We start from the raw sequence: 26,113 nt of genomic DNA on the forward strand, positions 1-26,113 counted from the left end.
AATGAAGCTTATCGCTGCCATCATTGTCGTTGCGCTTGCTTGCGATCTCCTCGCAGCGCCCCAAAAGAAGCTAAACCTCAGAGGCATCCCCTTTTACCAAATCTACGAGGAGAAGGACATCGGAAACAGTTCGAGCTCAAACTTCATCACTACTGCCCCCGATGGCAGACTCTTCTTCGGATGCGAAAATGGGATTCACTCATTTGACGGTACCAGCTGGAAACACCTCCTTGAGACACCCTCCACTCGAGAGAAGATTCGGTGCATCGCTTGGACTCCAAACGGGGTCTTTGCGGCGGGTTATGGCACCATCGGCAAGCTTGATTTCACTGGGCCAACAGGTATCCGATTCGACCGCTTGAACCCTCTCCCGCTTACCGACTACAATAGCGAGTACTACTCCAAGATCCACCAGCAAGGCCAAATCCTCTACTTCATCGGACAACGAAGTGTCGCCTACCTAGATCTCGAAAATATGGAGTACGCCGCCACCTCGTTCGACTCATGGGTCAAGGGCTCCACTATCCACCAAGGTACGCTCCTGGTAGCAACGACACGCGACGGAATTGTCGTGTTCGACGGCTTCTCACACTCTACTCACCCCGCGTTCACGCGATTCAACGACAAGCACGTCATCCTCGAAATCGAGTCTAGCGAGTCTGGCGAAATCTACTTTACCACCGAGAGCAAAGAGATCTACCGGATCCCTGCGGGGGAGCCCATCGACAAGTTCACCCGCTTCGCTTTCGAGGCGGAAGGCGTTATCCGGGACCTTGAATTCGTTGAGGACAACAAGTTGGCGATCAGCGTAGCTCACAAGGGCATCTACTTCGTCAATCGACAAGGAGACATCCTTTCCACTTTGGAGAGAGACCACGACTATAGATGGGTCGGTTCGAACTCTCTGCACCTCGACGAAAATAAGACTCTCTGGGTCCAATTCAACTCTACCGTCGGCAAGGTCATAATCGACAGTCCCGTCTCCCAAATCGACGAGAGACTGAGCATGGGGGTCGAGTACCCAATCGCCCACGAAGCTGGAGGAAAAGTGTGGATTCGCACCAACGGGAGGCTGCTCGAGCCGGCCTTCACTGAGTTCGGAAGCCTGAAAGGATTTAAGGACTCCACTCCAGGCTTGGATCGATCTGTAGTCGCTGCCGTCTCAACCAAAGAGGAGCTCTATTTCCAAGCGGGTGATTCGACTTTCATCCTGGAAAACGGCAACCACCAAAATCTTGGCAAGACAGGATTCATCGAACGTATGGTTCTATTCGAAGGGGATCCAAATCGCTTCTTCGCCTCAACACCCGATTCGCTCATCCTCATGCATCGAGAAAAAGATGAAATGATAAAGGAGGACCAGATCCTTCACCGGGCAGGACATATCAATAAAATCGCTCGATCTTCGAAAAACGTTTTTTGGCTCGAAATTGGTATCGGCCAAATCGGCCGTGCGTGGGTCGAAAACGGACGGATCAAGTATCAGCTCTTAACGCAAGAAAATGGACTACCATCCGATTGGGTTGCCGTTTGGGAGCACGAAGGGGAAGTCCTGTTTACCTCCCGCGCTGGAATCTACGAGTTCATACCGAGCCTCTCCAAGTTCCGAAAGACGCATTTACTAGAAGCTTACTTGCCATCGGAAGATATCTTCCACCGCGTCGCCACTGATCCTTCGGGTAATATTTGGGCGTCACATGAGAAATTTAACTACATCTTATGGAAGCAAGCGGATGGTTCATACAAGAAAGACGCCATTACCCTCAGTCAATTAGGCGACCAATACTTCAACCAATTTAAGTTTCTCTCGAATGGAGACGCTATTCTCCTCACTGCTAATGAACTCTTCCACATTGACGGAGAAAGGCTGAAGGAACCATTCGATTCTCCTAAGCGAAACCTTTTCCTCTTCGAAATATCGGACATAGAGGGATCTTCGAACTACTACATAAATTCAGGATTCGAATCGACCCCCAAACGACTCGAGTTCGCCAGCGATCGACGAAACCTCACCTTCCGAGCTGGGGACACTAATTCCGCGACCACCAAACCTCCTCTTTATCAGTACTTCTTGGAGGGCATGTCCCAGGATTGGTCAAAATGGAGCACTTCGAACGAGGTGAATTTCACCAAGCTTGACGCAGGAGAGTTTACGCTGCGTATCCGAGCCCGGCCTAACGAGTCCGTCCCCCCAGAGGAAATCTCTATAGTCCTATTCATCGAGCCTACCCTATTCGAAACACCCTTAGCGTACCTCACCTACGTCACCGCATTCGGTGTTGTATTATATTTCGGATACAATCATCTAGCTAAAAACCTTAAGCACGCCAACCTCAAGCTTGAGAGCATGGTGGAGGAACGCACTAAGGAAATCGAAAGCAAGAACGACGAGCTTCGAAAAAATGCGAGCGAGCTCACTTACGCCCTAGAAGAACTTGGCAACGCTCAGGACCTCCTCATGTGCACTTCTAGAAAAGCGGGCATGGCAGAGGTCGCCACCAATGTCCTGCACAATGTGGGTAACGTTCTGAACAGTATCAACGTGGCCCTGATGACCCTTTCCGAAAGACTCTCCCAGGAGCGCGTCAAAAAACTCGTTCTCGTTTCGCAGATGATCAACGCGCATCGAGAAAACCTGGCCGAATTCCTGACCAACGACCCGAAGGGCAGATCAATCCCCGCCTACCTCACGCAACTTTCGAAGGTTTTAGCAGACGACAACTCGCACTACCAGCTCGAGGTCGAATGCATGCAGGAAAACATCGAGCACGTGAAGAAAATCATTACGACTCAGCAGACCCACGCAAAAACGGTCGAAGTCCTCCAGACTTTCAAGATAGAGAAGCTTTTCGACGACGCACTCGAAATGACGACCGGAAACTTGGAGTATTCATTTTATGAAGTCGTGAGAGACTTCGAACCCGACCTCGAAATCGAGACCGACAAGCACAGCCTCCTTCAGATGATCACTAACTTCATCAAGAACGCAAAGGAGTCCATCATAGAGTCTGGCAAGCCTTTAGGGCTTATCACCCTCTCTGCAAAAACTACAGCGAATAAAGAGAATATTCGTATCCAGATTTCGGATAACGGCCTAGGCATATCGGAAGAAAACGAACGCATGATTTTCACCCATGGATTCACGACGAAGTCCGATGGGCACGGATTCGGGATGCACAGCTGCGCCAACGCCGCTAAAAAATTAGGCGGCAGCCTCCATATAAAGAGCGAAGGCATCGGAAGCGGAGCAACCGTCACTTTAGTCCTCCCAGTTTCAGCGAAGAGCAAATATCGCCCAAGGACTGCAAGCGAACTGACCTCCTACTCTCGAAATTAAGCTTTCGACTACTTCGCCAAGCCGAATCGCTTGGTAAACGGATAGTAGATCATGACAGGGCGTCCGACAACCGCCTCAGGAGGCACATAACCCCAGACGCGCCCATCCGAACTGTTGTGACTATTGTCACCGATAGCAAAAAAGTGCCCGTCAGGAACGGTCTGCTCAGTCGATAAATCAACGGTCAGACTTCTTTCATCCTTCATCGTAGTATAGCCGCCGTAGTTATCCTCCATTTTGGAGTTCTTCTCGAACGCGACCGAACCAGTAGCTGGCTCGCCGTTCACGTAAAGGGTGCTCCCTTCGACCTTCACCGTATCACCCGGTGTGCCCACCAAGCGCTTGATGTAGAACTTGTCCTCCGCTACCGCGGGGATCGAATCAGTCTTGAAAACGAAGCCGTCCCCAACTTTTGGCGACACGAAATGATAGGACATGCGATCGACGAAAAGTTGGTCGCCCGTCATCAGGTCAAACGAAAGCAAGCTCTCCCCCTCTTCCACCATACGCCCGGTGCGCAGTAGGTAGACCGTCACGTTCATGTTTCGTCCAGTACGCGGGTCATAGATAGTCTCCTTCTTCGTCCCGGCAAACGATCCTTGGCTCAAACCGCCACGCTCAATCAATCGGTCGTAAGGAGAGACCACTCCCGCTTTCTGCAACGGTAACAATACTTGCCGGTCCAAGTTGAAATCGGAAGGATACTTGAAGGAAACACTCTCATCGCCCACATAGAGTACGCGCTCAGCTCCGGGGGCGTTGATGACAAAATAACGCTTCACATTAGCGGGCCGCTCGAAGATTCGATAAGAGCCGCTACCCGTCTTCACCATAGGTATCAGCAACTCGCCGCTCGTCGGGGCTGTCACGTCATAGTGTTTCGCTCCGAAGCTCACGAAACGGAAAGCTCTTTCTATGACATTCGGCTTCTCTGCGTCATCCGCGTAAACCTCGCCGGTCATCCCGTAGTAGCTAGGCCACATGGAATTGGTCGGGATCTTGAAAGGCTTGATGAAAAAGGTAGTGAAGCCGACGTAGATGATCAGCGCCGCAAAAAAGAACTCCACGTTCTCCGCCATCGAACCGCGGGGATAATAGTTTCCACCCACATGCTCCATGTGCTCCTTCAAGGACTCGATCGAGGCGCGCAAGCGACTGTCCGCGGACTCAGACTTGTCCCTCATGCCAGACTTCACCTCTTCGCTCAGTCGCAGCAGCGTTGAAACCTCGGTTTCGCTCAGGCGATCCTTACGGAAATGGTATACCTTTCCCGCGTGGTAGAGCCAATTCTTGGCGGTTTCCCGTAACTTCTTGGATTCGGATTTAAACAGAGAAAACATAGGGCTTCGCTTGAGGAAAGCCAGACACTGGCCAGCCGATTTCGATCCCGCGAGCGAAAAATCCCCCGAAATCTAGTCGTAACGCGACGCCTCCGCTCAACAGCAAGGTGGGAGCGTGCTTGTCACGCGATAAACAGCGAGGCGACCCGTACACTGCGACACTAGTCGTTCTTCAAAACTTTGATGAAAGCGTCCGGTGGGATGGAAACATTGCCGATGTTCTTCATCTTCCGCTTACCTTCCTTCTGCTTGTCGAGCAGCTTTCGCTTACGGGAGATATCGCCGCCGTAACACTTCGCCGTCACGTCCTTGCGCATAGTTCGCACATTGTCGCGAGCCACGATCTTGCCGCCAATCGCTGCCTGAACCGCTATCTTGAAAAGGTGCGGCGGAATGATGTCCGCCAGTTTCGTGCAAAGCTCGCCACCCTTCGTGTGCGCCTTCTCGCTGTGGACGATCGAGGAAAACGCGTCCACAGGCTCGCCGTTGACGAGGATATCCATCTTGACCAGTTTGGCCGGGCGGTACTCGCCGAGCTCGTACTCCATAGAGCCATAGCCGCGGGTAATGCTCTTCAGGCGGTCGTTGAAATCGACCAGGATTTCGTTGAGCGGCAAAACGCACTCGAGGATCAGGCGCGTGCCATCGAGCGTATCGGTCCGTTCGCAGGAGCCACGCTTTTCCATAACCAAAGCCAAGATGTCTCCCACGCACTCGTTTGGTACGTGGATGTGAGCCACGATGGTCGGCTCGTAAATCGTTTCGATGTGCGACGGGTCAGGGAGATTGATCGGATTATCGATCTCGACCTCGTCACCGTTTTGCTTCAGCACCTTGTATACAACGCTTGGATACGTGGAGATAATTTCTACCCCATACTCCCGGCGGATACGCTCTTGGATGATTTCCATGTGCAGGAGCCCCAAGAACCCACAACGGAAGCCGAAGCCAAGAGCAACGGAGCTCTCCGCCTGGAAGCTGAAGGCCGCGTCATTGAGCTGCAGCTTGCCCATGCTGCTCTTGAGTTTCTCGAAATCGTTCGTCTCCACCGGATAGATACCGCTGAAAACCATGGGGCGGACGACCTTGTATCCGGGAAGCATCTCAGCGGCAGGATTCGCATTCTGAGTGATGGTATCACCCACTTTGATATCCGCCGGATTCTTGATGTTGCACACCATGTAGCCGACATCCCCCGCCTGTAGCGAATCCACCTTTTTCTGAGCAGGAGTGAAAACGCCTACTTCCTTCACCTCGGCGCGGGTGTGGTCGCTCATCATGAGGACTTGGTCCTTTGGCTTGATAGAGCCGGAAAAGACGCGCACAAAAGCGATCGCTCCGCGGTAGGCGTCGTAAATGGAGTCGAACACCAAACAACGAGTCGCCTCGTAATCGGTCCAGCGCGGCGGCGGGATTCGGTTTACCACCGCTTCCAAAATATCTTCGATGCCGATGCCCGTTTTACCGCTAGCCAAGATCGCGTCCTCGGCAGGAATCGCCAGGAGATCCTCCAGCTGCTGCAAGCACAGGTCGAGATCAGCGCTCGGCAAATCGATCTTGTTAATTACCGGTATGATGGTCAGCCCCTGCTCTTCCGCAAGATGGGCATTGGCCACCGTTTGAGCTTCCACGCCCTGCGCCGCGTCGATAAGTAAAAGGGCCCCTTCGCAAGCCGCCAAACTACGCGACACTTCGTAAGAGAAGTCCACATGCCCCGGCGTGTCCGCCAAGTTGAGCTGATAAGTCGTGCCGTCTTTGGACGGGTACAGCAGCGTTACCGGGTGGCTCTTGATAGTGATACCACGCTCGCGCTCCAGATCCATCGAGTCCAAGTGTTGGGCTTCGAGGACGCGCTGAGCGACCGTGTTGGTGTATTCCAGCAGACGGTCGGACAGAGTCGTCTTCCCATGGTCCACATGGGCAATGATGCTAAAGTTGCGCTTATTTACCGTCTCCATTCGAAAAGCGGAAGAAGTTGAGCACTCCTTCCAAAGCTTTCAAGTCGGGAGTTTGCTTGTGGAAAAACCGGCATTCACTCCTTCAGGCCGCAAAAGCCGTTCCAAATCCCGCACGACGCAAGGAATATCACACTTTCAAGCGCGCTTATTACATCGTGGTGTCGCATTCCCCACCTGGCGTTGCTCAAACAATCGGCTTTCTTCACAGTCGCACTTTCACCGAAAATGCCACAGTATCGATAAAGCCCCCTACCACCGGCCGAAAAGTGGAAGAATCGCGCCCGTTCTGGCTGGCCACCAGATGGCATGCGAAAGACGACGGCTTCTACTCGCCTTCTACAAGTCAGCCCAGGTCTCGAAACTAGCGTTCGCCCAATCCTTGTTGGTCCGCTTGACTTGTCCCTTTAAAACCCCGCCAACTCCGAGCTCCCAGAACAGGTCCGCTCCAGCCGCAGCTGCATTCACCAGGCAATCCTCCCACAGCACGGACGAGACAACTTGCTTAACGAGGGCTTCGCGAATCGCGGTCGGCTCGGAAACCTCCTTGCCCGTGGTGTTTGTGAAAATCGTGTAGCTCGGCTCCTGAAAGCTCACGCTCTCCAAGTAAGAAGCAAAGCGTTCGCGCGCCGGCTCCATGAGGCGGCTGTGGTAGGCGCCCGCTACATCGAGCTCCATTACGCGGCGAAACCCTTTCTCTTTTCCGGCTGCGACCGCAGCGACGATCTTATCCTTTTCGCCGGAAATTACGATTTGTCCCGGGCAATTAAGGTTGGCCATCTGCACGTCCATTTCTTCGCAAAAGGAGGCGACCACGTCCCGCTCAACGCCTATCACCGCGGCCATAGAGCCCTTGCTCGCTTCACAGGCTTCCTGCATCAAGCGGCCTCGCTCGGCCACGACTTTCAAGCCCGTCTCGAAATCGAAAACCCCAGCCGCGGTCAAGGCAGTCACCTCGCCGAGGCTTAGTCCCATAGCGATCGAAACATCGCCAAGCTTGCCTTGGGATTTCAAGATCTCAAACATCGCCATCCCATGCACGAAGAGAGCGGGCTGGCACACTTTCGTCTCAGTTAGCGACTCCTGCGGCCCTTCGAAGCTTAGCTCGCTGAGCTTCCATCCGAGAATCTCGTCGGCCTTGTCGTAATGGGAGCGAGCAATCTCGCTGTTCTCATAGAGATCCTTGCCCATGCCCACTTTCTGGGCGCCTTGTCCTGAAAACATCAAAGCGGTCGTCATAAGGGCAGACTTGCCAATAGAAAAATACCGCCAAAGCAAGCAACAAAGCCTTCGAACAGGACTACAGCCCCACTCCGAAAATGCTGAGGGCACCCCATTACACGAAAGCCGGAAGCAAAACCAAACCTAGCCCGAATACTCGTCCAACCGCTTCTTCAACGTGTTGCGGGTAATTCCTAGAATCTCCGCCGCCCGAGCCTGGTTGCCGCCTGTTTCCGCGATGGCTCGTTCGATCATCTGGCGTTCGATCAAAGTCAGGATCCGCATCTCTTGGCGCTCCCGCAGCTCGTGATAGAGCTTGTCGTAAATAGCCGGCAAGGAGACCGGCATCGGCTCCACTAGGGGAACCGCGGTCACTGGAACAGCAACCGTTTCAGCAGGAGCAGCCGTCTCTATAGTGCCGTCTTGGAACCTAGCGGAAGTATCTCCCAATTCGATTTTGGCGACGGGGGCCTCGGGCGCTGCAGCGGCTGCAGTCGCCACCGGAACTTGCACCTCAGCAATGGCGGGGCGAACCGTGTCCGGCAAATCCTTCATCAGGATCGCGTCGCCCTGAGCCACCACCGCACTGCGGTAGACCACGTTGCCCAGCTCGCGAACGTTGCCTGGCCAGGCGTAAGAGACCAAGGCGTTCAAGGCATCCGGCGAGACGCGTGTCACGCGCGCCTTACGCTCCTTCACCAAATTCTGAAGCATGAAATCTACGATGTCCGGAATGTCTTCCTTGCGTTCCTTCAGGGCAGGCACGCGAATCCGAAAAACGTTGAGGCGGTAGTAGAGATCCTCGCGAAAATCCTTTTCCTCAACCATCTTCTCGAGGTCCTTATTGGTCGCTGCGATCACGCGCACGTCGACCTTAATCGTCTCCGTGCTGCCGACGCGCTGGATTTCGCCTTCCTGCAAAACGCGTAATATCTTCGTCTGGGTCGCCAAGGCCATGTCCCCGATCTCATCGAGGAAGATCGTGCCGCGGTCACACTGCTCGAAGCGCCCGATGCGTTGCGTCGTCGCTCCCGTGAAGCTCCCCTTTTCGTGACCGAAAAGCTCGCTCTCGATCAAGTTGTCCGGGATCGCAGCGCAATTCACCGCCACGAATGGGCCGCCCGAACGCAAGCTGTGCTGGTTGATGCATTTCGCGATCAACTCCTTGCCCGTGCCGCTCTCACCCGTCACCAGCACCGTCGCGTCGCTGGCCGCCACTTGCCCGATCACCTTAAAAACTTCCTGCATCGCTGGCGAGTTGCCCACGATGCCTTCCTTGTAGTCGTCGTAGTTGACCTTCTTCTCGTACTTGTTGGCGGACTTCATGTCCTTTGACGAGCTGATCGCCTTTTCCGCGATCTCGATCACCTTGTCGACGTCGAAGGGCTTCATGATGTAGTCGTAGGCACCAAACTTCATCGCCTCGATCGCCGTCTGAGCTGTGCCAAACGCAGTCATGAGTACGATCTGCAGGCTGGAGCTGGCCGAGCGCATGTGCTGTAGGGTCTCGATCCCAGAGATCCCGCCCATGCGTACGTCGCACATGATCAAGTCCGGCTTCAGACCTGCCTTGATCTTATCGATGCCTTCCTCGCCGCTGCCGGCAGTCTCGATCTGGTACCCGCGGCTGCCAAGAACGCGGCCCAGCGAGTAGCGAATCTCTTCGTCATCATCGACGATCAAAATGGTGCTCATAGTCGTATCGTTCGGCATTCAGGGACCGTTTTCTGAGAATCCTCCAATCGAGTGCAATACCATAAGCGACAATAAGCAATTTCCATAACCCCTACTGATCGCGCTTATTAGTCATCAAGCGCCAAAAATCTAGCCCATCGCTCACCCAAACTTCTCCGACCTCACCGTTTGGCTGGTATTCGATCGGCCACACCGCTACGATAAATATCCGGAAATTCGCAACGCCCAAGCCGAGAGATGCCACCCAAAGCCAGCTGCCTACTGGCGAGGAAACCATCAGCCAAGTAAACCCTAACACCGCCACCAAACTCGCCAACGGGCCGCCCAAAGCCACCCAAGCCTGTCGCCCGCGGGTCTCCTCCTCGCGATCGTAGCGCGTCGCGCCATAGCGATGTCCACTCGATCGGAACCCCAGCGTCAATCGACCCAAGTTCACCGAGCCTCGCTTGCCGGAGGAACCTACTTCCACCTCAACTCGCTGCCGTGTCACCAACAGCGCGAGCAAAGCATGCCCTAGCTCATGCAAAAAGACGCCCGCCACCAAGCCGCCAAAATAGCAGGCCAACAAGCAAGCAAACTTTCCAATCATGAGAACCATAAGACACCCCATCCAAAGCAATCGCCTTCCTCAAGCGACAATAATAATTCCGCCCTTCCTAGAGCGACGGCTTCCACGCCATCCGCGCTACAGGATTAAATAGCAAGTAGCCAAATCCCGCCACTTCTCCCCAAAGAGAAAACTAATCCACAAACGCCGCCAGAATCTCCACGAACCGTTCCCGGCATTCGAAATGCGGGTTATGGCCGCTCTCCGGGATCACCTCCAAGGCGCTCGAAGGAAAATATTCCCTCAGTCGCGGGACCTCCTCCTTCACGAAGTAACGGCTCTTGCCACCCATGATGAAAAGCGTGTCCCCCTCGTATCGATCCTCCGGAGACAACGGATTTTCCTCGATATCCCTCTGCCCCCCGACGATTGCATCTAGGTTCACCATCCAGCGATATTCCCCCGTGATTCGGTCCTTCTCCAGATTCGTCAGCAAAAACTTCCGCAGCTTCCAGCTCGGGATAAAAGGCTCCAACATCGCTTCCGCATCCGTGCGCGACTTCAGGGAGTCCATGTTTACCGCTGCCATACCAGCAAAGTCATTGTCATGGTTATTCGGATACCGGTGAGGCTGGATGTCCACTACCACTAGCTTGCGAATCGCCTTCGGGTATTCGCAAGCTAACTTCATGGCCAACTTCCCACCCATAGAGTGCCCGACCAAGATCGGTCGAGAATCGAGGGTTTCGTCCATCCAAGTCATCACGTCCTCCATCATCACCTCGTAGGAGTGGGGCTCCTCCCAAGGCGATTCCCCATGGTTCCGCAAGTCCAAGCAATACACATGGTGCCTCTCCGCCAACGCCTGCCCAGCCGCCTGCCAATTCCGCGACGACCCCAACAAGCCATGCAAGATCACCACCACCGGCTTCCCCGCCTCACCAAACTCCCTGTAAAACAAATCCATCGTCCCCACACACAAACCGACGGGCCCTCCAAAACAACACCAAACTCATCAACGTATAAGCGGCGACGCCCTCCACCCAATTCACTCCAAGCTCAACGGGAAGCGGCCTCGCCCCGCGATTCCACCCAGCACTTCAACCCAGCAAAGCCGCCTCCCGACCCTAACTCCAAACCCACTCCCGCCTTAGCGGCGGCTCGGGTCAGAAGTCGATGGAGGATCGCTCGCTGGAAATGTTTCGTCCAACGCCTCGTCGATCTTAGCCTCCCCGTCGCTCTGGCGACGCTTGGGCTCCTTGTCCAACGGTCTTTTCGTGGTTTGCTCAGGATACTCCTCGGCACCCTCCTCCGGGTAGAATTTCTTCTCACCGGCCTTCTCGCGCTCCGCGAAACTGTCCGTACTCGTTGCGTTATCAGGGTCCAGATCCGCGTTGTGACGTGGCGAAGGCACCTTGAACTCCTCTGTTCCTTTTATCTTTCGCTTATTCATAACTCCTTTCCCTTGCATTCCTCGTACCAACCCAACTCGCCCCTCGCAACCTCCCCCAAACTCACCACCAATTCACCCCTCTCCCCACTTCTCCCTTTACCTCGCCCCACCTCCCCCCAAATTTCCCTCCTTCCCATTCAACCCTCATCCTTCATCCTTCATCCTTCAAAAATGGCTCGCGAAAAGAAGATCACCCCTATGATGCAGCAGTACTACGAGGTGCGAAAAACCCTTCCGCCCAACACCCTGCTGCTCTTCCGCTTGGGAGACTTCTACGAGATGTTCCACGAAGACGCCGAAGTCGGCGCCCAAGTCCTCGGTATCACCCTCACAAAGCGCAGCGACTACAAGATGGCCGGCATCCCCTTCCACGCCGCCGAGCAATACATCGGAAAAGTCCTTGCTGCCAACATGAAGGTCGCAATTTGCGAACAGGTTGAGACACCTCAAGCAGGCAAGCTCGTAAAACGCGCCCTCACCCGTATCCTAACTCCGGGGACCACCATCGAGGACAACCAGCTCGACTCCCAGCGAAACCACTACCTCGCCGCCATTGAGTACGACAAATCCGGCTTCTCCCTCGCCTGGATCGATCTCTCCACCGGAGAATTCCGAATCGCCCACGACTCCAAGCCTGACGACCTCCTCCCCGTCCTCATCTCCATCGATCCAGCCGAACTCCTACTCATCGAAGGCACCCAAGAGTCCTGGAAAAAACAATCGCACAACGCCCCCGTATTCGAAGAGCTCATACATTTCTCAAACTCTCGCTCCACCAGCGAGCAACCGGGGTTCCAATTCGACGGCGACTCCGGAACCCAAGCCGTCATGGAAACGCTCGGCGTCATCAACCTCGAAGGCTTCGGCATCGAGAAGAACCACGACGCCCTCGGCTGCGCCGGTGCGCTCCTCCACTACGCCCGCGAAACCCTCCGCTTCGAACCGAAAAACCTGTCATCAATCCGCGAATACAGCGCCAAGGCATCCCTGCTCATCGACCCCGCCACCCTACGCAATCTCGAGATCTTCAAGTCGACTCGCGGCCTGCGCGAAGGCTCACTCATCGACGCCATCAACGGCTGCAAGACCGCCGCCGGCGCCCGCCTCCTCGAGCAGTGGCTCATCGCCCCCCAACGCGACATCCCTGAGCTCCAGCGACGCCTCGACTCCGTCGAGCAATTTTTCCGCAACCCCATGGGAGCTGCCGAGCTGCAAACCTCCCTCAAGTCCGTACGTGACATCAAGCGCATCCTCTCCCGCATGCAAAACCGCCTCCGCAACCCACGCGAACTAGGCGGCGTCCGCGACACCCTCCTGCAAATTCCAGATTTAAAAGCCAACATTTCAGAAGTCGCTACGGACACGCATGCAAGCAACGAAACCTCGCAGACCTCCCCTCTCGACAACCTCATCAACCGACTCCACGAGCTCCCCGCCCTTACCGAGCTGCTCGACCGGGCCCTCAAGGAAGAGCTTCCCAGCAAGCTCGACGACGGCGGCTACATCGCCACCGGCTACGACCCCGAGCTCGACCGCATGCTCTCCCTCACAACCGACAATAAAGTCTGGCTGGCCGACCTCGAAGCCGCGGAGCGAACCCGCACCGGCATCAAGAATCTCAAGGTCAAGTACAACGGCGCCTTCGGCTACTTCATCGAAGTCACCAAATCGAATCTCGCGAACGTACCCGAAAACTACATACGCAAGCAAACCACCGTCAACGCCGAGCGCTTCATCACCGAGGACCTCAAAGCCAAAGAAAAGGAAATCTTCCACGCCGAAGAAAATTCCAAGCGCCGCGAAGAAGAGCTCTTCCTCGGGCTCGTCGAAGCCGTGCTCGAAGAAAGCGTCGCCCTCACCCAAACCGCCGAAGCCCTCGCCGAGCTCGACGTATTCTGCGGATGGGCCGAGATCGCCCGCCGCTGGGACTACTGCAAGCCCGAGCTCAATGACACCGACCTCCTCGAGATCGAGCAAGGCCGCCACCCAGTCGTCGAACAAATGCTACGCAAAGATACTCAAGGCATGGCCGGCAGCCACGCCTTCGTACCCAACGGCATCGGCATTTCCGCATCACAAAACCAAATACACCTCATCACCGGCCCCAATATGGCCGGTAAGTCCACCTTCATCCGCCAGGTCGCCCTCATCACCCTGATGGCCCAAATCGGCAGCTGGGTGCCCGCCTCCGCCGCCAAGATCGGCATCGTCGACCGCATCTTCTCACGCGTCGGCGCCAGCGACGACCTCGCCCGCGGCAACTCCACCTTCATGGTCGAGATGAACGAGACCGCTAACATCCTCAACAACGCCACCGAGCACTCCCTCATCATCCTAGACGAGATCGGCCGCGGAACCTCCACCTACGACGGGCTTTCCATCGCCTGGTCGGTCATCGAGCACCTCCACCGCGACCCCGAGACCGGCCCGAAAACCCTCTTCGCCACCCATTACCAGGAGCTCACCCAACTCGATAAACACCTCGGCCGCCTCGAAAACTACAGCGTCGCTGTCAAGGAGTGGAACGACGATATCGTCTTCGTTCGCCAGGTAGTAAAAGGTGCCGCCGACCGCAGCTACGGCATCCAAGTCGCCCGCCTCGCCGGCCTCCCAACGCCCGTCATCGACCGGGCGAAGGAGATCCTAGAACGCCTCGAGTCCGACGACGCCAGCGTCACCGTATCCAGCCCCACCCCCATCCCCGTAGCCAAGCCTCGCAAGAAGATCAAAGTCGCTAAAGACGAAAACCAGCTCGGCCTCTTTTGAACGTAGCAGCGCCCCCCGAAAGAGACGGCTTCCACGCTGTGGGAGGAATCGACGATCGCGGAGACCGTATGAAAAGAAGAGATTTTATACAAAAAGCCGGATTGCATCTCTTTGCTTATCATCGACCTTACAGTGTCTGGAACGGAGCAAATAAATATGTACGGAATAATCGGAAAGATGATCAGCACTGAGGGTAGCCGAGACACCCTCATCAACATTCTGCTCGAAGGCACGAAAGATATGCCTGGATGCATTAACTACGTCATATCGAAAGACACATGCGATCAGAACGCCCTGTGGATTACGGAAGTATGGAAAGACAAAGAGAGCCACGAAGCCTCACTATCTTTACCGAGCGTCCAGGAAGCAATATCGAAGGGTAAGCCTCTGATCGCTGGATTCGCGGATCGTCACGTTATAGAGCCGATCGGAGGACAAGGAATATAACCCCATCGTCCCGCAATCGAAGCCTCGCTCTTGGGTGGGTGCAGTGCTACTTCGACGTCAGACAGATTTACGATGAAACCTAAGCTCCAACTCTTATCTATCACCTGTCTGGCCATCTTCGTAACAAGCAATCTTTGGCCTTCCGATACCTTAGCTAGGATAAGCGATCAAGTCGTGTATCCAGCCGAAGATGGAAACCACGACATGGAGAACATACAGTCCATCGTAGTGGTAAGAGTTTCGAAAGTGGATGGTGCAGATCCGGTCAGGGAAACAAAGAACCTCAAAGGAAGACCGCCTTACGTCCTGTTGGAAGAGGGTACTCACCAACTTGAAGTAGCGAGAAGCAAAGTGTTTGAGAAACCTGAGGACCTCGAGGAAACAGAAATGATCGAGTGCTCGGTGAAGGCTGGTTCGGTTTACGAACTCAAATACACTGAGAGTGGAATCATACTCGAAGAGAGAAAAAAGAAGTAGCGAAACCTCCAAGTCGCTAGAACTCCGACCCGACCGCGGCGCGACGCTTCCCGTTGCACAGGAAAGAATGAACACCCCTGACAAACAAAATATCCTCGTCCTCGGCGGCTCCGGAACGGTGGGGAGCGCTGTCGTGGAGGCTTTTTCTGCAGCCGGAGATTTTGAGGTCCATGCCGTTTCACGACAGGGCCAAAGTGAGATCCCAGGGGTAGTCTCTCATTGCTTCGATCTTCACGCTTCCAGTATCGTGTCCAATCTCCCGGCAATCGAATTCGACTACATTGTCGATTGCGCCCAACCCCGATACCACGCGGAGGACGCGGCCGATTTCGGAATCGACCACATAAGAAAGATCGAAGCTGCGTGCTCGGCACGTACGAAAAAGTTGATCTATACCAGCGGAGTGTGGGTCTACGGCGATCAGGCTCGACCAAACAGGATTAGCGAGCAGAGCCCTCTCGCCCCGCTGGAATTTGCAAAGGCGAGGATGCCAATCTTGGAGTATCTCCAGGAGAGCTCTTATCCTTGGATTCAGCTTTGCCTGCCGAGTATCGTTTATGGATCCGTTGGTCCTTTCCAGGAAATGGTGAGGAAAGCACGCGAGTCCGATTTGGTATCAATCTACGATGAGGCGGTCCTTTGGTCCGTCGTCGAAAGATGCGACCTCGCTCAGGCATATCTATCGGTGATCAATGAAAGACTCAACCAACCGGTCTACTGTATCGCTGAACCTGATACAGTGTCCGTAGTCGCATTCTTCGACGCTATCGGACAAGCGGTCAAAAAACCGATTCCTCGAAAAACGCGCGAAGCCCTGAGCGAAAGCCTATCCAAAGGAGATCACGAGGTAACCTTCGCCAGTCAACCAGTGGACAGCGAGCTGATTCGAAGACAGGCAGGCTGGAAGCCCAAGCACCGTTATTCGAAGGATTTCTGGAAATTTGTTAACAATGGAGATCTCGAAGAAGAGACTTGAAAGCACACGGCTCGAGGCTGGATTAGGTTAACTGCATAACGGGCAAACCTGCGCTACTCCACCTCCGCAGTGTAGAATTTTTGGTGGGCAAAGAGATCGAGCTTGTGCATAGCCAGGCCCAACGCGGCAAAATGCTCTCCCGCATCCGCATCTAGTCCACCCGCGGAAACCTGACGTTGCACGCGGCGAAACCGGGCTCCTACGGAAAGGGTATCTTCCGTTTCTCCGAGCATGCGCAGGAGTTGCTTTACTTTCTCCGCTTTTCGTCTGCCGGTCACCACGGATCGATGGGCCGATTCGTAGGTGATCTTTCCTGAGCTCGCGTCCTTGAATACGCCGCATTCAAACGAGCGGCATTGGTGCGGACGGTCTTCGTAAATGCGACAAGTGCAGTCCCCGCAAAGAGCCGGGCAGGGTTGGCGAACGAAAGCGATTGGTAGCTTGGCACGAGACCGTTTGACAGGCAGACCCAGAGTCTTGAAATACTCAGGATCTTCATCGCCACCCAATCGAACATTGTCAAAAAGGGATCCGTCGCAGCACATTCCACAGGATAGGCAAAGTTTTTCGGCAGCATTCACACCTGAGCTTCCGCATTCAACCCCGCCACTAGCAAGCAAAGACTGTGAGAGTGGTCAGAAACTGAAAAGCTGCAAAAGGCCCCTTCGACAGGAAATGATGATTCCACTGAATACGCCAAAACCTTGACCCTTGCCACCGTCCCAAAACAAGCTGGCACTTTCCAACCTGACACAAACCCAGAAGAAAAATTTGCACATGAAAGACCAAAAAATCGGATTCGTCGGACTCGGCCGCATGGGCGGCAACATGGCTCGTTGCCTCAAAGACAAGGGCTACTCGGTTTCCGCTCTCTTCGATATCGACCAAGACCTCGCCAAAGACCTCGCCTCCGAGATCGACTCCACCGCATGCAAAACGCTCGCTGAGGTGACCGCTAGCGCAGACATCATCCTAACGGTGGTCACAAACGACTCCGCCATGGACGCCATATATTTCGGCGACGACAACCTCTTCATCGCCGCCGAGGGCAAGCTCTTCATCAACTGCGCCACGCTCACGCCTTCCATTCACGTAAAGCTCGAGGAAGCCGCTGCCAAGATCGGAGCCAAGACGCTCGAGGGCTGCATGGCATCCTCCATACCACAAGCCCGCCACGGAGAACTCTACCTTATGATTGGCGGACAAGAGGCAGAGTTCGAAGCAGCTAAGCCGCTTCTCGACGACCTGAGTAAAGCCCTCACTTATGTGGGCCCTTCAGGCAAAGCATCGGAAGTCAAAGCTCTCGTAAATATGGTCATGAACATTAACACCGGCGCCCTTGCCGAAGGCCTTGGACTGGGCGCCGCCCTTGGCATCGACCTTGAAATGCTCTGCAAGGTATTCAGCCAAACCGGAGCCAACTCCCGCGTCCTCGAGACAGATGCGGAAGACATGCTTAACCGCGACCACGACTGTTTCTTCTCCGCCTCGCACGCGGCTAAGGACTCCGGTATCGCGCTTGATTTGGGCAAGTCAAAAGGAGTATCCATGCCACTGGCCCAAGCCACGCTCGAACAATACAACAAGCTGTGCGAACTCGGGCTAGGCGAGCTCGACAAGTCAGGCATCGCTGAACTCACCTTTCCGGGCCGCAAAGGAAGCGAATAGACTAACTCAACCCCGTATTTACATGTTCGATACAGTCAAAAACAACCAAGGCGAGCGGCTGGACTGCAGCTATCAACAGGCCGACCCTCAAGCTCCATCCGAATGGCTCTACGTCCTCGGACACGGTGTCACCGGCAATAAAGATCGCCCGATCATAGTCGAATCCGCAGCCGCCTTGAATGCAGCGGGATTCGATACACTCGCCTTCTCCTTTTCGGGAAACGGCGACTCGGAGGGCCGGTTTGAGGATTCAAACGTCAGCAAGGAAGTTGAAGACCTTGGCTCCGTGCTCGACGCCATAGGCGACCGAAAGATCGCCTACCTCGGACACTCCATGGGAGGCGCGGTCGGCGTTCTGAGAGCAGCGAACGATCCACGCATCCAGCGTCTAGTCTCGCTCGCAGGAATGGTCGACACAAAGAAATTCGCCCTCACTGAATTTGGCGATGAAACGCCTGACCAAGGCCTCATGTGGGATGAAGAAAGTTACCCGCTCAGCCAAGCCTTCATGACCGATCTCTGTGAAACGGTCGGAAGCGTCATTGAGGCCGCAAAGCGAGTATCCATTCCTTGGCTACTATTGCACGGTACGGAAGACGACGTCGTCCTCATCGAAGACAGCGAATCCATCGCCGCACTTTCAAAGGAAGAGGTCACCTTTAAAAAAATAGAAGGAGCAGACCACTCGTTCGACGGAGCTCGAGAAGTGGCCACCCAAGCCCTCACAAATTGGGCCTTGAAAGTCTAGCAATCCACCAGATAGGGCAGCTTCTTTATAACTTCCCCCACTTGCCATTTCAACCTACGGTTAATCGATCCAGCGGTAGGAAGCGGCCTTGCGCCGCCATCAGCTAGAACCCTTCGGGATTTGCGACGAACTTACCTCGGCATGCTTTCAGGTAGTTTAGAGCATGCACCTGACCGGACATTTCCAATTCGCCATTATAGATCGGATCGTGCCAGCCCTCGATGTCGATCGTACCCTTGTATCCACCACGACGCAGTTCGCTGATGATGTCTGTCCAGTTACTGTCTCCAAATCCTGGATGCCGATGTTCCGAGAACGGCTTAGGACCTTCCACCCCAAACTCCCTTATCACCTCCGGGTAGTTGCTAGCGTCCTTGCCATGAACGTGAAAGACTTTGTCGACCCATTTGCGTAGCTGCGGCATAGGTTCGATCAATTGCCCCATTTGATGGCAAGGCTCCCATTCCAGACCGACGTTCTCTGCTGGAAGGGCATCGAACATCATTTCCCAAGCCGTGGGATTGAAAGCGATATTCCAGTCTCCCCGTTCCCACGAGCCGCCCATCGGACAATTCTCGAAGGCTATCTTGACGCCCTTATCCGCAGCATGCTTTGATAACTCTCCAAAAACCTCCACGTAACGTCCAATCGAATCCGGCACCGGCACATCCTTCACCCTGCCGGCAAAACCACAGACGATATCCGTCCCGAATAGGTGAGCATTTTCGATACACTGTCGCCAACCTTCCCGCGTCTGCTCGTCCAACTCCGAATCGCCTAATGGATTTCCATAGATCCCCAGTGTCGACACGATGGCATCGCTACCGTCCAGAGCTTTCTCCGTATCTTGAGCGAGCTTCTCCAGACTGACTCCAGCTAGGGTCTGCCAGAAGTTTACTTGGAAGCACTCGAACCCGTGCGGCAAAATCGCTTTAATGTAATCTGGCGTGAGTTCACCTTTCCCGGTCAAAGTTCCAATTCGTATATCGTATTCGGTGTTTACGGACATTTCTAATTTCAGGGTATCGTTAAAGATCAAAGTGCAACCGTCTTGTCGTTTCGATCCGACTCGAAGCATGCGTCTAGAACGCTTTGGATAGCAGCGCCGCGTGCGAAGTCAGGCTGATCCTGCACGCCGGTCTCGACCGCCAAAATAAACCGTTGGAAGTTTGAAGGCGTAGCTCCGCAATCCAGCTTTTCCCAAGGCATCGACTTGCGTCCTAGGATGCGGCTGATTTTCAAAGTCGAGTAACTTTCATCCAGATCGATCTCGATGGAGGCCATGTCACCATAGAGGTTGAGGCGCAGCGAATTCGAATGAGGCTGTGCCCAGCGAGTCGTGTGGATCGTCGCCAAGGCACCATTACTGAACTCGGCCGTGATAATTGCCGAATCATTCGCATCCAACTCGTATCCACCCATCAAGTTGTTTTCCCCTTTGTCGAAGGTCTTGAGCTTGCAGTTCACGGATCGATAGGATCCCACAGGCATGCCAGCGAAGTCCAAGATGTGCACACCAATATCACCCAGCACGCCCATGCTACCTGCTTTGGTGGACAGTCGCCACAGCCACTGCGGGCTCGTCTCCCAAAAGCCCCAATCATCCTGGGCCAACCAACCTTGAAGGTAGTGGGCATGAACATGACGAATCGTACCCAGTTCACCACTACGGGCTAACTTAGAAGCCATCTGGATAGCGGAGCTATTACGGTAGGAAAAGTTCACCATGTTGATCACTCCAGCCGCCTCGGCTGCGGTGCTCATCTCATGCGCATCTTTGGCACACAGGGCGAGCGGCTTTTCACAAAGCACATGCTTGCCAGCTGCGATCGCTTTGAGAGTCAAAGGATGGTGAGCCGCGTCCGGAGCCACAATGGTAACCGCGTCGCAATCGACCTCCTCAAAAAGTCGATCCACATCCGTGTATCGTGCTTCGAGCCCGAATTTCTTTCCGAATTCGCACACTCGTTTCTCGTCGATATCGCAGGCCGCCACTACTCGACAACCCTCGATCTTTTGGAAGGACTCCACCTGATGGTGGGCCATTCCACCCGTGCCGATTACAGCCAACTTAACCATATAGCAGCGAAACTCGCAGGCTTTCTTGCTCAGCACAATTGATTTCTTTCCCAGACCCTCGAGACACATCTCGGTCAACTAAACTCGGCTAAATCCATTCAACTCGCCTGCGGGTTACCCCTAATCGCTTAACCGTATTCGCTTTCGTAATACTATCCGTGATCCCCCCAACTCCTCCAAGCCACTTCACCCCGTCCTGCTCCTTGACAGGAAAGTTAAAGTGGTCTGGCCTCTTTACTAATGGTCTGACCACTATATTATACCACGTAGTTTGAAAAAAACGCTTTTATCGATGAAACCGACAACACGATTTGGACGCATCGACACGGTCACACAAGTATTGCGGGAAGAATACTCAGGACCGGAACGTGATTGGCTGCCACCCGAGCGCGCTTTGGCAAATGAGTTGAAAGTGAGCCGCCCCCTCCTTCGTGAAGCCATCAAACGGTTGCAGATGCAGGGATACCTCGAGCCCATACATGGAGTTGGAGTAAAGGTTGTTCATCATCCGACAGCTCCGATCAAAACGCTTCTGGAGAACGAGATTTCATCGGTTCTGGACCAAAAGCGGCAATTCGCGGAGCTGCGATGCTTAGTCGAACCGCAAATCGCGGCTTGGGCGGCCCTCAACGCAGCTACCGATCCTAAAACCGTGATTCGCTTGCGTTCAATTCACGTCCGAATGCGAACTGCACCTACTTACGAGGATAAGGTGACGTTCGACATCGACTTCCACCGCACGCTCGCAGAGCTCGCCCAAAACCAAGTACTCTCGCTCATGCTGTCAGCCGTAGCCGATATTGAACTACAAAGTCGCACCCACACCCTCGCGGCAGTCGGCGTGAACGTTGCTCTACATCAGCACGAATCCATCCTCATCGCCATCGAAAGCGGCGATGCCGCGACCGCCAAGAATGCTATGCAAACACACGTGAATGCCGCAAGTGAAGCCCATCTTGCCTCCGACTAATTTTATAACTCGATGCGCGACCAACTCGAAAAACTCCTTCGCCCCGAACAAATTCTTACCGAGCGCGAAGACCTTATTCCTTACGGATTCGACGGTACCGCTATGCTCAAGGAAAAAGCGATAGCAGTCGTTTTTCCTGAAACGGTCCAGGAAGTCGCCTCACTCGTAAAGTTTGCCAAGGCTCACAAAACACCGATCGTCACTCGTGGTTCTGGCACCGGTTTATCTGGCGGATCCATACCTGTAGCGAATGGTATCGTCGTATGCTTGGTGCGGATGGACCGTATCCTCGAGGTAGATACACGCAATCTAACCCTCATGGCGGAAGCAGGTGTTCTCACTCAGGCGATCGACGATGCAGCAGCTGCAGAGGGACTCATCTACCCGCCGGATCCCGGTTCCATGAAGATCTCCACCATCGGAGGAAATGTTGCCAACAACTCGGGCGGACTACGGGGACTCAAATATGGAGTCACTCGAAACTATGTAATGGGGATGGAAGTCGTCCTTCCAGATGGAGAAACCGCCTGGCTTGGGAACAAATGCGTCAAGGATGTTGCAGGTTATTCGCTGAAAGACCTCTTTATCGGATCCGAGGGCACGTTAGGGATTGTAACGAAAGTACTACTACGTCTCCTCCCTCGGCCGCAAGCAAGGAAAACGCTTCTGGCAACGTTCAACGATATCGAACAAGCGGCTCAAACAGTATCCGATATCATTGCAGCTAAGATAATTCCTTGCACCCTAGAATTTCTCGACCAAACGACAATACGGTGCGTGGAGGACTTCGCGAAAATCGGGCTTCCAATCGAGGCGAAGGCCCTCCTGCTTATGGAAAGCGATGGTCCTCTTTCAGTGGTTACGGAAGAAACAAGGCGCATGCAGGAAATCGCTGAAAAAAACCATGCCATCAGCCTTCGCCTCGCCGCTAACAACGAGGAGGCCGTCCAACTCGCAACCGCTCGCCGGTCCGCTTTTTCCGCGCTCGCTCGCATCCGTCCTACCACAATTCTGGAGGACGTCACGGTTCCGCGAAGCGAACTAGCATCAACCGTGCGTTTCATCGAATCGGTCGCCCAGAAGCACCACTTGACCATCGCTAACTTCGGACACATGGGGGACGGAAACCTACACCCGACCTTCCTTACCAACGAGCGCGACGTGGAGGAGGTCGAACGAGTCGAATTGGCCATGGTCGAGATTTTTGAATACACGATAGCTGTTGGTGGTACGATCACCGGAGAGCATGGAGTCGGCCTAGCCAAAAAAGCGCAACTCACAGCCCAGTTCGCCGACGCTTCGTACCCTCTGCTGCAAAGTATTAAGCGCAGCATCGACCCTGACAATTTGCTCAATCCAGGTAAACTCTTCGACGTCTAGCCCACGAAGGAACTCAAGCCAACGCATGCTATCCGCAAAAAACTTCCTCAAAGAGCTCGACTACTCTGTCCTCCAGCAATGCATGCACTGCGGTATGTGCCTACCGGTTTGCCCCACCTACACCACGACCAAAAAAGAGCGGAACAGTCCACGCGGGCGTATCTCCCTGATGCGAGCAGTCGCTGACGACGAACTTCGAATCAGCGAGGCTTTCGGCGAGGAGATGTATTACTGCTTGGGCTGCCTCGCCTGCACCACGGCATGCCCAGCTGGTGTAGACTATGCAAATCTCTTCGAAAACGCTAGAGCGCAGGTCGAGGAAGAAGGCATCCTTGATACCCCGGAGCGCAGCTTTTGGCGTTGGTTGACACTAAAAGTCCTCTTCAGTCATCCCCGTCTTCTTCGCGCCTCGGGACGTCTCCTTTACCACTATCAACAGCTGAAGCTTGACGAACTCATTAGGAAATCAGGCCTCCTCAATTGGATCGTGCCCGAGCTCGCTAAGCTCGAGCCGATGACGCCCAAAATCTGTCATTGCTTTTCCGATACAATTATCAAGGAACGCGAAATCCCAAGAGAATCGAGATACAAGGTCGGCTTCCTGTCCGGTTGCGTGCAGGATCTAGCGTTTTCCGATGTAAATCGCGACACGGTAGATGTGCTTCTCGCCAACCGATGCGAAGTCGTAACCCCTCGAGTTCAACCCTGTTGCGGATCCCTGCACGGACACAACGGAGCCCACGAACTCGCCAAGGACCTCGCTCGAAAAACGATCGACCAGTTCGACGACCTTGGCTCGTTCGACGCCATCATCTCAAACGCTGGCGGCTGCGGCTCGCATCTCAAACATTACCACCGCCTACTGGCCGACGATCCCGACTACGCCGAGAAAGCAAGCCTCTGGGATAGCAAACTCAAGGATATCCACGAATTCCTTACTATGATCGAGCGAGTCCCTTTTCCCAGTACGGCAGGGCAACAGAACGTCACCTACCACGATTCCTGCCACCTTTGCCACGGTCAAAAGATCAGCCAACAGCCACGAGACCTGCTGAAATTGATTCCGGGACTTAAGTTTGAAGAACTCCCTGAAGCGAACCACTGCTGCGGAAGCGCGGGGATTTACAATATCACGCAGCCCGAGGAATCGCAGCGCCAGCTCGACCGAAAACTAGACCAACTTGCCAAGACGCGATCGGAAACCGTAGCGACCGCAAACCCCGGCTGTCACCTGCAAATCCAAAATGGTATCAACGGCCGCCAACTCGAGAAGCGGGTCGCCCACCCTATCACGCTGCTAGCGGAGGCCTACCGATCCCAAGCCTCTGAGTCTCTTCCAAAACGATAGCCAGTAACATCGTTCGCCGACAACCTGCGTCTGAAGCTCCCAGGACGAAGTCTTGAGAGAATCCTAGGGTTCCAACGGCTCCTCTACAAAAGCTTCCTCAGCGGGCGTTTCGAAGTGGTTGTTCAATTCCCTCATCATCTCGGAGAGAGTGTCCTCCATCGTTTTCACGAACACTTCTTCCGTACGCTCGTAATTGCTCATCATATTCGGGGTTTCCCGACTTCTGAAAGATCCGAGTGTATTCACCTCACCATACCGTTCAAGTCTGGCTCGAATCACAGCAGTGATCTCACCCATCCTATCTTGCTCCCATCTGGTAGCGAAAATATCAAGCAACGGTCCGTCGCCTGGCTGCTCTCGCTCGCCTAGGAGGTGGACATTCACCGGCAAACGATACAACTGCACGAGTGACCCCATAGAGTTGAGGTACTGTCGAAAACGACGGTCCTTTGTAGAGTCGGCTATATCAGGAAAACGCTGCTCGAGCATCAGATCCGAGGCGATAGTCATACGCACATACAAGGTCTCTCCTGGCTCCAAGAATATGAAAGTATCGCTATCAGGCTTCTCCTGAAACGTTTCGCATCCCGCGATCAGGAACAAAACTGCGAGCGAGCATAAATGACCTAGGGACAATTTGGTATACTTCTTTGATGACGGCATAACATACGTTGGGTACGCGCAAACTTCGAACCCAGTTGCATGAGTTCAAAACAATCTCTGTTCGCACTAGATTAGCTAAACAACTTTCCCCCGTTACGCGAACCGCCAAGCAACTACTCGCCAGAGGTTGCTTCCTCTGAGTGCGACCCGTCCTTCGTAAACTAGGGTCAAAGGGAATCAAACCCAGTGGATCTAAACCTCCGCACCTACTGGATCGCCCTGCCTCGGAGCTTGCTCCCATTCCTGCATTCGATCATCACTCCGCTCCATGCCCCGCAAACCATACGACTGGCAACTCCCTCCCGAAATAGAGTCTCGGCTCAGCGAGGACTCTTACGGTCCGCAGAGAGCCATTTCCGAAGCCGAACACCTTCTGCTCGTCTTACACCGTCCGCCCAACGAGGACGACCTACGGCGCGAGCACATCCTCTTCCTCCTTACGCCTGACGAAAAGCTGCTTTGTAACGGTAGCCCTGATGGAATCCCCAAACTTGACCAACTGATCTCCGACTACCGGACCCGCTGGGAAGAGCTGGAAAACCGCTACAAGCTCGACTCCGGAGCCTCTGAGCTCTTCGACCTTATCGAGGCTGTTACTCCGCTCAAGCGCTCCTCCGCAAACATGGCCAATGCCATCCAAAAGGCCCGCGAGTTGAGCAAAGACTACCGGTACTTTATCGGAGTTCGAGACGCGGCCATGGATGTCTCCCGCGCCTTTGAAATCCTCCTAGCCGATCTTCGAGCCGCCCTCGATTTCCGTATCGCCCAAAAAGCGGAACAACAGTACGTGCGCTCGGAAGAAATCGCTGCTGCCCAACATAAGCTAAATGTACTGGCGGCATTCACATTTCCAGTTATGGCCTTCGCGACCCTACTCGGCATGAACCTACAGCACGGATTTGAGAAACAAAGTCCCTTCATCTTCTGGGGGGTGCTAACGGGTGGCGTCCTCATCGGCGTTTTCGTTAGGAGTTGGATACTGCGGAAACCGAGGTCTTAGGATGCTAAAACTTGTTCAAATATATCACCTTTTTGGATACACC

The 26,113-nt window shown here is 54.3% G+C and carries 22 protein-coding genes; 11 read left to right on the forward strand and 11 right to left on the reverse strand.

Going from position 1 to position 26,113, the window contains the following annotated elements:
* The first annotated feature begins 1 nt into the window (after position 1).
* Positions 2 to 3,337: an ATP-binding protein gene (locus tag QEH53_RS07235; protein ID WP_309022484.1), complete on the forward strand. Its 3,336-nt coding sequence runs from the start codon at positions 2 to 4 to the stop codon at positions 3,335 to 3,337.
* 8 nt (positions 3,338 to 3,345) lie between these two features.
* Here the strand turns inward: QEH53_RS07235 and lepB are convergent, their stop codons facing one another.
* The 7 genes from lepB to QEH53_RS07270 form a co-directional block, all read right to left on the reverse strand.
* On the reverse strand, positions 3,346 to 4,677 hold the full coding sequence (gene lepB, locus QEH53_RS07240) for a signal peptidase I (protein WP_309022485.1): 1,332 nt from the start codon (positions 4,675 to 4,677) through the stop codon (positions 3,346 to 3,348).
* Between the two features lie 161 nt (positions 4,678 to 4,838).
* On the reverse strand, positions 4,839 to 6,635 hold the full coding sequence (lepA, locus tag QEH53_RS07245; protein WP_309022486.1) for a translation elongation factor 4: 1,797 nt from the start codon (positions 6,633 to 6,635) through the stop codon (positions 4,839 to 4,841).
* A 336-nt stretch (positions 6,636 to 6,971) separates the two neighbouring features.
* Positions 6,972 to 7,871 carry an ACP S-malonyltransferase gene (gene fabD, locus QEH53_RS07250; RefSeq protein WP_309022487.1) on the reverse strand — a complete coding sequence of 300 codons (900 nt, stop codon included), beginning with the start codon at positions 7,869 to 7,871 and terminating at the stop codon, positions 6,972 to 6,974.
* 126 nt (positions 7,872 to 7,997) lie between these two features.
* Positions 7,998 to 9,548 (reverse strand): sigma-54 dependent transcriptional regulator, encoded by a 1,551-nt coding sequence (locus QEH53_RS07255; protein ID WP_309022488.1) that lies wholly within the window; start codon positions 9,546 to 9,548, stop codon positions 7,998 to 8,000.
* Positions 9,549 to 9,639: 91 nt separating this feature from the next.
* The gene (locus QEH53_RS07260; protein ID WP_309022489.1) at positions 9,640 to 10,146 is read right to left on the reverse strand and encodes a M50 family metallopeptidase; all 507 of its coding nucleotides are present in this window, start codon (positions 10,144 to 10,146) and stop codon (positions 9,640 to 9,642) included.
* A gap of 142 nt (positions 10,147 to 10,288) precedes the next feature.
* Positions 10,289 to 11,062 carry an alpha/beta fold hydrolase gene (locus QEH53_RS07265; protein ID WP_309022490.1) on the reverse strand — a complete coding sequence of 258 codons (774 nt, stop codon included), beginning with the start codon at positions 11,060 to 11,062 and terminating at the stop codon, positions 10,289 to 10,291.
* A gap of 183 nt (positions 11,063 to 11,245) precedes the next feature.
* Positions 11,246 to 11,548 (reverse strand): hypothetical protein, encoded by a 303-nt coding sequence (locus QEH53_RS07270; protein WP_309022491.1) that lies wholly within the window; start codon positions 11,546 to 11,548, stop codon positions 11,246 to 11,248.
* A 171-nt stretch (positions 11,549 to 11,719) separates the two neighbouring features.
* Between QEH53_RS07270 and mutS the strand changes: the two genes are divergently transcribed.
* The 4 genes from mutS (at position 11,720) to QEH53_RS07290 (ending at position 16,214) form a co-directional block, all read left to right on the forward strand.
* Positions 11,720 to 14,314, forward strand: a complete 2,595-nt coding sequence (gene mutS, locus QEH53_RS07275) for a DNA mismatch repair protein MutS (protein WP_309022492.1) — start codon at positions 11,720 to 11,722, stop codon at positions 14,312 to 14,314.
* A gap of 156 nt (positions 14,315 to 14,470) precedes the next feature.
* Positions 14,471 to 14,761, forward strand: coding sequence for a putative quinol monooxygenase (locus QEH53_RS07280; protein ID WP_309022493.1), 291 nt, complete (start codon positions 14,471 to 14,473; stop codon positions 14,759 to 14,761).
* Positions 14,762 to 14,833: 72 nt separating this feature from the next.
* Positions 14,834 to 15,238 (forward strand): hypothetical protein, encoded by a 405-nt coding sequence (locus QEH53_RS07285; protein ID WP_309022494.1) that lies wholly within the window; start codon positions 14,834 to 14,836, stop codon positions 15,236 to 15,238.
* A gap of 67 nt (positions 15,239 to 15,305) precedes the next feature.
* Positions 15,306 to 16,214, forward strand: coding sequence for an NAD-dependent epimerase/dehydratase family protein (locus QEH53_RS07290; protein ID WP_309022495.1), 909 nt, complete (start codon positions 15,306 to 15,308; stop codon positions 16,212 to 16,214).
* 53 nt (positions 16,215 to 16,267) lie between these two features.
* On the opposite strand, the gene QEH53_RS07295 is transcribed toward QEH53_RS07290, so the two are convergent.
* Positions 16,268 to 16,795: a YkgJ family cysteine cluster protein gene (locus tag QEH53_RS07295; protein ID WP_309022496.1), complete on the reverse strand. Its 528-nt coding sequence runs from the start codon at positions 16,793 to 16,795 to the stop codon at positions 16,268 to 16,270.
* A 166-nt stretch (positions 16,796 to 16,961) separates the two neighbouring features.
* On the opposite strand from QEH53_RS07295, the gene QEH53_RS07300 reads away from it, so the two are divergent.
* The gene (locus QEH53_RS07300) at positions 16,962 to 17,882 is read left to right on the forward strand and encodes an NAD(P)-dependent oxidoreductase (protein WP_345785709.1); all 921 of its coding nucleotides are present in this window, start codon (positions 16,962 to 16,964) and stop codon (positions 17,880 to 17,882) included.
* Between the two features lie 22 nt (positions 17,883 to 17,904).
* Positions 17,905 to 18,630, forward strand: coding sequence for an alpha/beta fold hydrolase (locus QEH53_RS07305; RefSeq protein ID WP_309022498.1), 726 nt, complete (start codon positions 17,905 to 17,907; stop codon positions 18,628 to 18,630).
* A gap of 103 nt (positions 18,631 to 18,733) precedes the next feature.
* Here QEH53_RS07305 and QEH53_RS07310 read toward each other — a convergent pair whose 3' ends face one another.
* Complete coding sequence (locus QEH53_RS07310) at positions 18,734 to 19,639, reverse strand: sugar phosphate isomerase/epimerase family protein (protein ID WP_309022499.1); 906 nt, start codon at positions 19,637 to 19,639, stop codon at positions 18,734 to 18,736.
* A 26-nt stretch (positions 19,640 to 19,665) separates the two neighbouring features.
* A complete protein-coding gene (locus QEH53_RS07315) occupies positions 19,666 to 20,745 on the reverse strand; it encodes a Gfo/Idh/MocA family oxidoreductase (RefSeq protein ID WP_309022500.1) in 1,080 nt (359 codons plus the stop codon).
* A gap of 256 nt (positions 20,746 to 21,001) precedes the next feature.
* Here QEH53_RS07315 and QEH53_RS07320 point away from each other — a divergent pair, with 256 nt between their 5' ends.
* Genes QEH53_RS07320 through QEH53_RS07330 form a run of 3 tightly spaced genes read left to right on the forward strand, consistent with a single transcriptional unit; the run spans position 21,002 to position 24,407 of the window.
* A complete protein-coding gene (locus tag QEH53_RS07320; protein ID WP_309022501.1) occupies positions 21,002 to 21,679 on the forward strand; it encodes an FCD domain-containing protein in 678 nt (225 codons plus the stop codon).
* A 12-nt stretch (positions 21,680 to 21,691) separates the two neighbouring features.
* Positions 21,692 to 23,059, forward strand: a complete 1,368-nt coding sequence (locus QEH53_RS07325) for an FAD-linked oxidase C-terminal domain-containing protein (protein ID WP_309022502.1) — start codon at positions 21,692 to 21,694, stop codon at positions 23,057 to 23,059.
* A 25-nt stretch (positions 23,060 to 23,084) separates the two neighbouring features.
* Positions 23,085 to 24,407, forward strand: a complete 1,323-nt coding sequence (locus tag QEH53_RS07330; protein WP_309022503.1) for a (Fe-S)-binding protein — start codon at positions 23,085 to 23,087, stop codon at positions 24,405 to 24,407.
* 63 nt (positions 24,408 to 24,470) lie between these two features.
* On the opposite strand, the gene QEH53_RS07335 is transcribed toward QEH53_RS07330, so the two are convergent.
* The gene (locus tag QEH53_RS07335) at positions 24,471 to 25,070 is read right to left on the reverse strand and encodes a hypothetical protein (protein ID WP_309022504.1); all 600 of its coding nucleotides are present in this window, start codon (positions 25,068 to 25,070) and stop codon (positions 24,471 to 24,473) included.
* A 268-nt stretch (positions 25,071 to 25,338) separates the two neighbouring features.
* Between QEH53_RS07335 and QEH53_RS07340 the strand changes: the two genes are divergently transcribed.
* On the forward strand, positions 25,339 to 26,070 hold the full coding sequence (locus tag QEH53_RS07340) for a hypothetical protein (protein ID WP_309022505.1): 732 nt from the start codon (positions 25,339 to 25,341) through the stop codon (positions 26,068 to 26,070).
* Positions 26,071 to 26,113 lie beyond the last annotated feature (43 nt).

The organism is Pelagicoccus sp. SDUM812002 (assembly GCF_031127835.1).
In the GTDB taxonomy this organism is placed as follows: Bacteria; Verrucomicrobiota; Verrucomicrobiia; order Opitutales; family Opitutaceae; genus Pelagicoccus.